The sequence below is a fragment of the Microbacterium sp. F2E genome (genome assembly GCF_020905435.1).
In the GTDB taxonomy this organism is placed as follows: domain Bacteria; phylum Actinomycetota; class Actinomycetes; order Actinomycetales; family Microbacteriaceae; genus Microbacterium; species Microbacterium lacticum.
This window is the reverse complement of sequence record NZ_JAJJIB010000014.1, coordinates 58,279-68,610: the sequence shown is the minus strand read 5'-3', so window position 1 is coordinate 68,610 and position 10,332 is coordinate 58,279. Positions and strand designations below refer to the sequence as shown.

Here is a 10,332-nt window from a genome sequence, read left to right as displayed (position 1 = left end):
CTGCATGTCGCCGAGCACCTTGTCGGTCACCGTCGACACCAGATCACGAGAGACGTCTGATCCGTAGAGATCGGAGAGGTGCTTGGCGATATCGCCGGTGGTCATGCCCTTCGCATACAGCGAGATCACCGCCTCGTCGAACCCCGCGATCCGGCGCTGATGCTTGGGCACCACCACCGGCGCGAACGTGCCCGCCCGGTCCCTCGGGACCTGGATCGTGAGATCGCCGATCTCGGTCCGCACCGTCTTCGGCGTGGATCCGTTCCGGCTGTTCGGCGTCTGCTTCCCGACCCGATCGCCCGGGTCGTAGCCGAGGTGCTCGGTCAGCTCCGCTTCCAACGCGGACTGCAGGACCTGCCGGGTCAGTCCCGCCAGCAGCCCGTTCGGGCCAGTCAGTTCGATCCCTTGACCACGAGCGGCGGCCACGAGTTGCTCCGCGACCGCGGTGAAATTCGGCGGCGCAGGAAGGACCTCCCCGGTTCGCAGATCGACGGTCTCGGATTGCTCAGTTGTTGTCTTCAATTCAGTGCTCATGACGTGATTCATCTTCCCGTCCGACCGAAGCCGAACCGATCACGCCGAACCCCTCACACACAAACTTTCCGACAGACCCCCGCGACGGACCCCGCCTGTGACCGCCTTCCGACACCCGCTCCGACCCTTCCAGAAGGGGCCGGAGCACCGTCCTGCGCGGATTCTGGTCCACTCCTCGGGCACCTATTGGTGCACTTCACGGGCGACGACGCCGAACAGGAGTGGTCCACTCCCGCGGCGCACGGATCGAGCAGATCGAGCGAGTGGACCAGCCAGTGACCACGTCCAGAAACGACGAAGCCCTGGTGAAAGTTGCCTCTCACCAGGGCTTTTTGTCGGGATGACAGGATTTGAACCTGCGACCCCTTGACCCCCAGTCAAGTGCGCTACCAAGCTGCGCCACATCCCGGTCCGTCGTCCGCACGCGGACAACTCCCCTATCGTAGCCTGTCCCGATGCCCCTCGCGAACCGACGCGTGGTGCGTGTGGGTGGCGGCCGGTAGGGTCGGCGCTTGACTGAGATCCGCATTGCCGCGGCATCTGCCGATCGCTTCGATGACGTCGAGCACGCGCTCACCGGCGGGGGCGACGGCGCCTCGTGCTGGTGCCAGTGGTGGATGCTGCGAGCCAAAGACTTCAGCGCCGCCACCCGCGACGAGCGGCGCGAGCTGCTGCGCGGCGATCTCGCCGCGCCCGTCGCCTCCGCGCTCCTCGCCTATGTCGACGACGAGGCCGCGGGCTGGGTGAAGGTCTCACCGCGCCCCGACCAGCCGCGCCTGGCGCGCACGCGCAACTTCCAGCAGTCCCCCGAACCCTTCGACGACCCCTCGGTCTGGGCGATCACGTGCTTCGTGGTGCGCCGCGAGCACCGCGGCAACGGCATCGCGGCCCGCCTCCGCGACGCCGCCGTCGACCATGCCCGCGCCCACGACGCCCGCGTCGTCGAGGGCTACCCGGTCGACACCGCTGTGGCCAAGGCATCCGCGAACGACCTCTACCACGGCGCCCTGTCGACCTTCGTCGACGCCGGTTTCACCGAAGTCGCCCGCCCGACCCGCAGCCGCCCGATCGTCTCGCTCTCCCTCGCCTGACCCCGGAGGCTGTCCATGCCGAAGACTCTCGTCGAAGTCCGCCGCAGCTACGACGCCGACAGTGCGCGCCAGATCCTCGACGCCGTGCACGAAGCGCTCGTCGCCGCCTTCCGCATCCCCCGCGAAGATCGCGGCGTACGCCTGATCGCGCACGCCCCTGAGCGCTTCGACCCGCCCGATGGGCTCGCGCCCCCCGAGAGCTACACGCTCGTGACGATCGACTGCTTCGCCGGTCGTTCGCTCGACGCCAAGCGTCACCTCTACGCCGAGATCGCCGTCCGGCTCGCCGTCGCGGGCATCCCGCGCGGCCACGTGAGTGTGATCCCTGCGCGAGATTCCGCTCGCGAACTGGGGCACGACCGCCGGCGTCCCCGCCGCCGACGTCGACCTCGGGTTCGACGTCGAGGTGTGACCCGCCCGGCGATGCGAGAATCGACAGCGTGAGCGACGGATCGGTGCGGGTGGATGCCTGGTTGTGGGCCGTGCGCGTCTACAAGACTCGCTCCGCCGCCACGACCGCCTGCCGAGCCGGCCACGTGCGCGTCGGCGGCGACAAGGCGAAAGCCTCCCAACCCGTGCGCATCGGCGACGAGCTGCGCGTGCGCATCTCCGGATTCGACCGCATCCTGGTCGTCCGCCAGCTGCTGACCAAACGCGTCGGCGCACCCCTCGCCGTCCTCGCCGCCGAAGACCGCACACCCGCGCGCGAACCCGTCGCCCTCACCGCCGTTCGCGATCGCGGCGCCGGCCGACCCACCAAGCGCGAGCGCCGCGAGATCGACCACCTGCGCGGGCGCGACTGACCCACCGGCATCCCCACCCGCACCCGCGCACCTCCCTCACCGTCCGACCCCGTCCTCGCCGTCACCGCCGCCGCGGCGGCGCTCAGCTCGCGCGCGACCGCGCTCGGGGGCCTTCTCTTCCTCGCCTCCGATACCCTGCTCGCACTGCGGCTGTTCCTCCCCGGGGCCGACGCCGTCATCGGAGATGTCGCGGTGATGTCGACCTACGGCCTCGGCCAGGGGCTGCTCGCCGCGGGCACCGTCGCCCTGCTCCGCGCCCGACGCCCCCACGCCCTCGCTGACAGCGACGCGATCACCGACGCGCCGCGGGAGACCTCCGGCGCCGCGTGAGCGCGGATGCCACCGACGCCCCCGCGGCGTCCGCTCCGGCCACAAGCGCGGCCGTCGCCACGTAGACGACGAGGTCGCGCGCGTCGAACGCCGAGCCGAACACGAGCGCGGCAGGCGACCAGGCCGCTCCCCACCGCGCCGGCAGCCCGGTCAGCTGGAACAGCTCGACGGCGACGCACCAGCCCGCCGCCACCGCACCGGCGACCGCAGGTGACCAGCGTGGCCACACCGCGACCACGCCGAGGTAGACCAGAGCCGTGTACAGCGCGTCGCCCGCGATATCGGAGAGGGCCGACGCGCCCGGCAGGCCGTGCACGACGAGCCCGGCAACGACGATCACGCACGCTCCGAGCACCGCGACGACACGGCGCCGGGTCGCGGCGCGACGCGTCAGAGCTGACCGCGCAGCCACGAGACGGGCCGAACGGATGCCTCGCTGCGCTCGAGCCGCTCGGAGAGCTCGCGGTCGCTCGTCACGGCGATGACCGAGCGGCCCTCCGCTCGCAGGTCCTGCGCCGCCGCGACGATCGCGTCGTCTCCGGCGGCGTCCGCACGCACCACGCGCACGGCGCCGGCGGGATCGTCGGCGAGCGCGCGCGCCTCCCCCTCAACGACGAGCACGAGCTCGGGAAACCAGGTGCTCTCGGGCAGATCGAGCGCCGAGGCATCCACCCCGCGCTCGGCGAGGGCGGCGAGCGCGTCGCGCAGCTTCGCAGTGGCGCCGGCCCGGTCGCGCCACCAGCCGTCGGGCACCGAGCCGACGACGTTCGCGGCGTCGACGACGAGCGCGGGCCGCACCGGCAGCAGACCGCGCAGCCGCGGCCACGAGGCGGCGAACCCCGGATGCAGCAGGTACGACTCCACCTCGTCGACCGGAACCCAGGCCAGCTCGCGACTCTCGGGGTCGCTGATCACCGGCTCGAAGGGCGTCGTGACGTCGGCGACGAGGGTCGAGTACGACCACACCCCGATGTCGTACACGCTGATCAGTCGTGGGCGCACCGCGTCACCGGGCACGCCGGCCTCCTCGGCCGACTCCCGCAGCGCCCCGTCGCAGGCCGATTCCCCCTCGTGACGCGCGCCGCCGGGAAGGCCCCACGTGTCGCCGTGATGACTCCAGGCGACGCGATGCTGCAGCAGCACCCCGCGTCGCGGGTCGACCGCGAGCAGCCCCGCCGCGCCGAACCGCCCCCAGTACCGGGCCCCGTCGTCGGTCACGACCCATGCGTCGCCGGGATCGCGCGGCCCCTCGGGGCGGCGCGGCTCCCCCGGGGCGGGCGGCACGATCGTCACCGCATCAGCCTGTCACACTCGTGCGCCGGCGGCGCGCAGATGACCGGGATGTACGCGACACACCACATCTGCTCCGAATTCAGTGTCAGACCACAAGATATGGTGTGGTCATACCAAAGAGCGTGTTACCGCCCGACTCACCCGACCACCCGCACGACACAGAGAGCAGCACACCATGGCATCCCCCCGCACCGTCTCGGTCGCCGAGACGATCGACGAATACCTCGCCCGCGCCGACTGGCGCGTCAACGCCAATGCGAACCAGGGCTACTCCCTCGGCGGGATGATCCTCAACGCCGCGGGCAAGCTCATCGCCAACTACTGGCTCGACGAGGTCTACGCCCCCGAAGCCGGCACCGCGCACCGCGAAGGCGACCTGCACATCCACGACCTCGACGTGTTCGCGGGCTACTGCGCCGGCTGGTCGATGCGCATGGTGCTCGAGCAGGGGTTCAACGGCGTGCCCGGCAAGATCGCCTCCGCACCGCCGAAGCACTTCTCGAGCGCCCTCGGCCAGCTCGTGAACTTCCTCGGCACGCTGCAGAACGAGTGGGCGGGCGCGCAGGCGTTCTCCTCGTTCGACACCTACCTCGCGCCGTTCGTGCGGCTCGACGCCCTCACCTACCCCCAGGTGCGGCAGGCGATGCAGGAGTTCGTCTTCAATCTCAACGTGCCCTCCCGCTGGGGCACGCAGACCCCCTTCACGAACCTCACCTTCGACTGGGTGTGCCCCGACGACCTCGCCGACCAGCATCCCCTCATCGGCGGAGAGGTGCAGCCGTTCACCTACGGCGACCTCGCCGACGAGATGGCGCTCATCAACCGCGCGTTCATCGACGTGCTCACCGAGGGCGACCAGGACGGGCGCGCGTTCACCTTCCCGATCCCCACCTACAACATCACCGAGGACTTCGACTGGCACGGTCCGCACACCGACGCCCTGTTCGCCATGACGGCGAAGTACGGCCTCCCGTACTTCCAGAACTTCGTCAACTCCGACCTCGACCCGCACATGATCCGCTCGATGTGCTGCCGCCTGCAGCTCGATCTCACCGAGCTGCTGAAGCGCGGCAACGGCCTCTTCGGTTCGGCGGAGCAGACCGGCTCGATCGGCGTCGTGACGATCAACTGCGCGCGCATCGGCTTCGTGCACTCCGCCGATGAGGATGCCGCGCTCGCGCGCCTCGACGAACTGCTCGAGATCGCCCGCGACAGCCTCGTCGCCAAGCGCGCCACGATCGCCCGCCACCTCGACGGCGGCCTGTTCCCCTACACGCAGCGCTACCTCGGCACGATCGACAACCACTTCTCCACGATCGGCGTCAACGGCATCAACGAGTATGTGCGGAACCTCACCCGCGGCGCCGACGACATCACGACCGAAGCGGGCATGGCCCTCGCCGCGCGGCTGCTCGACCACGTGCGGGCGCGCATGGTGGAGTTCCAGGAGGAGACCGGCCACCTGTTCAACCTCGAGGCGACCCCCGCCGAGGGGACGACCTACCGGTTCGCGAAGGAGGACATCGCACGCCTCCCCGGCATCCGTCACGCGGGCACCGACCACAACCCCTACTACACGAACTCGTCGCAGCTGCCGGTCGGGTACACCGCCGACCCGTTCCTCGCGATGGCGCTGCAGGAGCCGCTGCAGCAGAAGTACACCGGCGGCACCGTGCTGCACCTCTACATCGGCGAGGCGATGCCGAGCGCGGAGGCGTGCCGCGAACTCGTGCGCCGTTCGCTGTCGCGCTACCGGCTGCCCTACATCACCGTCACGCCGACGTTCTCGATCTGCCCGGCCCACGGTTACCGCTCGGGCCACCACGAGCAGTGCCCCGACTGCGGTGCCGCCTGCGAAGTGTGGACGCGCGTGATGGGTTACTTCCGGCCCATCGAGAGCTTCAACATCGGCAAGAAGGGGGAAGCTCAGGAGCGGGCCTACTTCTCCACCGCGACACCCGGCGATCCGGGTGACTCGTCGGGCTCGGGAGACTCGACAGATTCGGGTGATTCGGTCCGCGAGGAGGCACCATGGCACGGGTCACCGCAGCCAGTGAGCTGAACATCGCCGGCGTGACGCCGTTCTCGACGGTCGACTGGCCCGACATGCTGACCGCGACGGTGTTCCTGCAGGGATGCCCGTGGAACTGCTTCTACTGCCACAACCCGGCGCTCATCGACCCGCGAGCCGAGGGCGCGTACTCGTGGAGCGACGTGCTCGACCTGCTCTGCGACCGGATCGGGCTGCTCGACGGGGTCGTGTTCTCCGGCGGAGAGCCGACGCTGCAGCGCGCCCTGCTGCCCGCGATGGACATCGTGCGCTCGCTCGGCTTCCGCGTCGGGCTGCACACCGGGGGCGCCTATCCGGGTCTTCTCGCGCAGGCGCTCCCGCACGTCGACTGGGTCGGGCTCGACATCAAGGCGCTCCCGGGCGGGTACGACGCCGTCACGGGCCGCCCGCACAGCGCCGAGAACGCGTGGCGGTCGCTCGAGCTCGTGCTCGGCAACCGGCTGCTGCGGGCCGGATCCGACCGCCCGCTCGACCTCGAGGTGCGCACGACCGTGCACCCCGCCGCGATCGACGACAGCGGGCTCCGCGAGCTCGGGTGTCGCCTGGCGGACGCGGGCGTCGACTGCTGGGCGGTGCAGCGGTTCCGCGAGACGGGAACGCGCAGCCCGCTCCCCCGGATCGAGCCGATGGATGCCGAGGCATCCGCGCTCACTCTCGCGGACCTGCCGACCGACCGCTTCGCCAGCCTCGTCGTGCGCTGAGCGGGGCCGCCGGGCCGCCTCGCGGGCCGGGGTGCCCGGGGTCGCCCGTTCATAACGTCGGAGATTTCGCGTCCGAGCGGCGTTCTGGCTCGTCAGGAGCCTGTCACGCGCCGAATCTCCGACGTTATGCACCGCGAGCGCGGAGTACGGACGCGCCCGCGGCACCGCACCGCCCGCCGGGCGGGTCAGCGCTGGCGGCGCTCGCGCACGCGCATGTTCGTGACGATGGGCGTGCCCTCGAAGCCGAAGATCTCGCGCAGGCGCCGCTGGATGAACCGGCGGTAGCCGGGGTCGAGGAACCCGGTGGTGAACAGCACGAATGTCGGCGGGCGGGTCGAGGCCTGCGTGCCGAACAGGATGCGGGGCTGTTTGCCGCCCCGCAGCGGGTGCGGGTGCTCGGCGACGAGCTCGGAGAGGAACGCGTTGAACTTGCCCGTCGGGATCCGCTGATCCCATGAGGCGAGCGCCGTCTCGAGCGCGGGCACGAGCTTGTCAAGGTGCCGGCCCGTGCGCGCCGAGATGTTGACGCGCGGCGCCCACTGCACGTGCGCGAGATCCTGCTCGATCTCACGCTCGAGGTAGCGGCGGCGGTCGGCGTTCTCCATGTCGTCGTCGTTCAGGCGGTCCCACTTGTTGAACGCCAGCACGAGCGCACGCCCCGACTCGAGCACGAGGTCGATGATGTTGAGGTCCTGCACGCTGATCGACTGCGAGACATCCAGCACGACGACGGCGACTTCGGCCTTCTCGAGCGCCGCCGAGGTGCGCAGCGACGCGTAGAAGTCGGCGCCCTGCTGCAGATGCACACGGCGACGGATGCCGGCAGTGTCGACGAAGCGCCACAGCTTGCCGCCAAGCTCCACGATCTCGTCGACCGGGTCGCGGGTGGTGCCGGCGAGCTCGTTGACGACGACGCGCTCCTCGCCTGCCGCCTTGTTCAGCAGCGACGACTTGCCGACGTTCGGGCGCCCGAGGATCGCGACCCGGCGCGGGCCGCCGAGCTCCGCCTTCGCGACGGCGGAGACGTCGGGCAGCACCTTCATGACCTCGTCGAGGAGGTCGGCGACGCCGCGCCCGTGGATCGCCGAGACGGGGTGGGGCTCACCGAGACCGAGGTTCCACAGGGCCGCGGCCTCCGGCTCCTGCCGAGCGTCGTCGATCTTGTTCGCGACGAGGAAGACGGGCTTCTTCGTGGTGCGCAGCAGCCGCACGACGGCCTCGTCGGTCGCCGTCGCGCCGACCATCGCGTCGACGACGAACAGCACCACGTCGGAGAGGTCGATCGCGACCTCGGCCTGCGCGGCGACGGAGCGGTCGATGCCCTTGGCATCCGGCTCCCACCCGCCCGTGTCGACGAGGGTGAAGCGGCGGTCCATCCACTCGGCCTTGTACGTCACGCGGTCACGCGTGACACCCGGGGTGTCCTCGACGACGGCCTCGCGGCGGCCGAGGATGCGGTTCACGAGCGCCGACTTGCCGACGTTCGGCCGCCCGACGATCGCGACCACCGGCAGCGCTGGCAGCAGCTCGACGACCTCGCCGCCGGCGGTGAGCCCGGCGAGCAGGTCGGCGTCTTCGTCGTCGAGGTCGTAGTCGGCCAGCGACGCGCGCAGCGCCTCGGCGCGCGATTCGGCGAGCTCTTCGTCGAGGCCCGCCATCTTCTCTTCGAGGCGGTCGGGGCCGCCTTCGTACTCTTCTTCAACGGCCATCGTGGTTCTCCTGTGTCGTGGGGGCGGTCACCGCGGCGGCGAGCTGCAGAACGGCCTCCACTGTCTGTGCGAAATCGAGATCGGTCGAATCGACCACGCTCACGCCGTCGGCGGCGGTGAGAAAGTCGACGACCTGGCTGTCGGCCGCGTCGCGGCGGTGCAGGGCGGTGGCGACGGCCGCGGCATCCTCGTCGGTGAGTTCGGCGCTGCGCCGGGCGGCGCGCACCTCCGACGCGGCGGTGAGGAGGATCCGCACCGGCGCGTCGGGCGCGACGACGGTCGTGATGTCGCGCCCCTCGACGATGACGCCGGGAAGGGCGGATGCCGCGACGAGCGTGCGGAACAGGTCGTTGACCCGCTCCCGCACGGCGGCGACCCGGGCGACGCCGCTGACGGCGGCGGAGACGCGCGGCTCGCGGATCGCGGAGGTCACGTCGGTGTCGCCCACCCGCACCCAGTAATCGTCGGGGTCGAGCGAGATGGCGTAGGGGAAGTCGGATGCCGCGTCGATGACGGCGGCCTCGTCGGCGGTGTCCGCCCCGCGCGCGAGCGTGTGCCAGGCGAGGGCGCGATAGGCGGCGCCGGTGTCGAGGTAGCCGTAGCTCAGGCGCCGCGCGGCCTCTTTCGAGACGCTGGACTTGCCCGAGCCGGCGGGCCCGTCGATGGCGATGGTGAGGGTCATGAGGGGAGGCTCGCGATCTTCCAGCCGCGGGCGGCGAGACCCTCTTCGGCATGACGGACGGCGCCCGGGACGACGCTGATCTCCGCGAGGCCGAACTGCGCGCCGGGCGAGTGCTCGAGGCGCAGGTCCTCGACGTTGACGCCGAGCTCGCCGAGCTCGCCGAAGAGGCGCCCGAGCTGGCCGGGGGTGTCGTCGACCATGACGACGAGCGACTCGAAGCGGCGGTTCTGGCCGTGCTTGCCGGGCAGTCGCTCGACGCCGTCGTTGCCGCGGCGGATCGTGTCGGCGACCGCGCGGCGGGCGCCGGGGGCTTCGGGGTGGCGCAGGGCCTCGGCGACGCCCCGGAGGTCGTCGGCGAGGGCGTCGAGCACGTCCACGACCGGCTCGGCGTTGGCGCCGAGGATCTGGACCCAGAGCTCGGGCGCCGAGGCGGCGATCCGGGTCGTATCGCGCACGCCCTGGCCGGCGAGGCGCAGCGAGCCGTCGGGCGCGTCGACGAAGCGCCCGGCGAGCAGGGATGCCACCAGCTGCGGTACGTGCGAGATGAGCGCGACCGCGCGGTCGTGCTCCTCGGGTGTCATCTCGATCGGCGTCGCGCCGAGATCGAGCGCGAGCCCTTCGACGACCGCGAGGTCGGACGCGGGCGTCTCGCCGTCGCGGCACACGACCCACGGCCGGCCGACGAAGATGTCGGCGCGCGCCGAGATGGCACCTCCCCGTTCGCGACCGGCGAGCGGGTGCGAGCCGATGTAGTGGGTGAGGTCGACCCCGCGTGCCCGCAGCGCGTGCAGCGGTTCGAGTTTGACGCTCGCGACGTCGGTGACGACGGCGCGCGGGTGGGCGCGCAGCTCTCGCTCGACGACGTCGGCGACGACGTCGGGCGGGGTCGCCACGACGACGAGCACCGGGTCGTCGTCATCGGCGGCGGGGCGGCCCGCACCGTAGTCGACCGCGAGACGCAGCTGAGCCGGCGATGCATCGGCGAGCGCCACGTCGACGCCCAGGCCGCGCAGGGCGTGCCCGATGCTCGCGCCGAGCAGGCCCGCCCCGACGACGCGCACGGTCCCCGAAGTGCGCGCGGCGCGCACGCCGGCACCCGTCGTGATCGAGTCGGTCAC

General features: G+C 71.4%; 12 protein-coding genes and 1 tRNA gene. 6 read left to right on the top strand and 7 right to left on the bottom strand.

The window, feature by feature from the left end; all coding sequences use genetic code 11:
- Both LOK55_RS11110 and LOK55_RS11105 read right to left on the bottom strand, forming a co-directional pair.
- Positions 1 to 546, bottom strand: a 546-nt coding sequence (locus LOK55_RS11110; protein WP_229935414.1) for a transposase, incomplete at its 3' end; no start/stop codon positions are given.
- A 323-nt stretch (positions 547 to 869) separates the two neighbouring features.
- Positions 870 to 943: transfer RNA gene (locus LOK55_RS11105), tRNA-Pro, on the bottom strand.
- A gap of 103 nt (positions 944 to 1,046) precedes the next feature.
- Here LOK55_RS11105 and LOK55_RS11100 point away from each other — a divergent pair.
- The 4 genes from LOK55_RS11100 to LOK55_RS14120 are packed head-to-tail and all read left to right on the top strand — an operon-like array spanning position 1,047 to position 2,758.
- Positions 1,047 to 1,625, top strand: a complete 579-nt coding sequence (locus LOK55_RS11100) for a GNAT family N-acetyltransferase (protein WP_229935413.1) — start codon at positions 1,047 to 1,049, stop codon at positions 1,623 to 1,625.
- 15 nt (positions 1,626 to 1,640) lie between these two features.
- Positions 1,641 to 2,069, top strand: coding sequence for a tautomerase family protein (locus LOK55_RS11095; protein ID WP_229935412.1), 429 nt, complete (start codon positions 1,641 to 1,643; stop codon positions 2,067 to 2,069).
- Entirely contained in the window at positions 2,066 to 2,428 is a 363-nt protein-coding gene (locus LOK55_RS11090; RefSeq protein ID WP_141380924.1) for an RNA-binding S4 domain-containing protein, read from the top strand. The genes LOK55_RS11095 and LOK55_RS11090 overlap by 4 nt, the downstream gene beginning before the upstream one ends.
- Positions 2,429 to 2,437: 9 nt before the next feature.
- Entirely contained in the window at positions 2,438 to 2,758 is a 321-nt protein-coding gene (locus LOK55_RS14120; RefSeq protein ID WP_308066664.1) for a lysoplasmalogenase family protein, read from the top strand.
- Here LOK55_RS14120 and LOK55_RS11085 read toward each other — a convergent pair.
- Together LOK55_RS11085 and LOK55_RS11080 are read right to left on the bottom strand one after the other, a co-directional pair.
- A complete protein-coding gene (locus LOK55_RS11085; RefSeq protein WP_229935411.1) occupies positions 2,721 to 3,098 on the bottom strand; it encodes a DUF2809 domain-containing protein in 378 nt (125 codons plus the stop codon). The genes LOK55_RS14120 and LOK55_RS11085 overlap by 38 nt on opposite strands.
- Before the next feature lie 50 nt (positions 3,099 to 3,148).
- Entirely contained in the window at positions 3,149 to 4,051 is a 903-nt protein-coding gene (locus LOK55_RS11080; RefSeq protein WP_229935410.1) for an NUDIX domain-containing protein, read from the bottom strand.
- Between the two features lie 97 nt (positions 4,052 to 4,148).
- On the opposite strand from LOK55_RS11080, the gene LOK55_RS11075 reads away from it, so the two are divergent.
- Positions 4,149 to 6,113, top strand: a complete 1,965-nt coding sequence (locus LOK55_RS11075; protein WP_374107654.1) for a ribonucleoside triphosphate reductase — start codon at positions 4,149 to 4,151, stop codon at positions 6,111 to 6,113.
- On the top strand, positions 6,083 to 6,823 hold the full coding sequence (locus LOK55_RS11070) for an anaerobic ribonucleoside-triphosphate reductase activating protein (protein WP_196324604.1): 741 nt from the start codon (positions 6,083 to 6,085) through the stop codon (positions 6,821 to 6,823). The genes LOK55_RS11075 and LOK55_RS11070 overlap by 31 nt, the downstream gene beginning before the upstream one ends.
- Before the next feature lie 185 nt (positions 6,824 to 7,008).
- Here LOK55_RS11070 and der read toward each other — a convergent pair whose 3' ends face one another.
- The 3 genes from der to LOK55_RS11055 are packed head-to-tail and all read right to left on the bottom strand — an operon-like array spanning position 7,009 to position 10,332.
- Positions 7,009 to 8,532: a ribosome biogenesis GTPase Der gene (gene der, locus LOK55_RS11065; protein ID WP_229935408.1), complete on the bottom strand. Its 1,524-nt coding sequence runs from the start codon at positions 8,530 to 8,532 to the stop codon at positions 7,009 to 7,011.
- Positions 8,522 to 9,214, bottom strand: a complete 693-nt coding sequence (gene cmk / locus LOK55_RS11060) for a (d)CMP kinase (RefSeq protein ID WP_229935407.1) — start codon at positions 9,212 to 9,214, stop codon at positions 8,522 to 8,524. The genes der and cmk overlap by 11 nt, the downstream gene beginning before the upstream one ends.
- Complete coding sequence (locus tag LOK55_RS11055) at positions 9,211 to 10,332, bottom strand: prephenate dehydrogenase (RefSeq protein WP_229935406.1); 1,122 nt, start codon at positions 10,330 to 10,332, stop codon at positions 9,211 to 9,213. The genes cmk and LOK55_RS11055 overlap by 4 nt, the downstream gene beginning before the upstream one ends.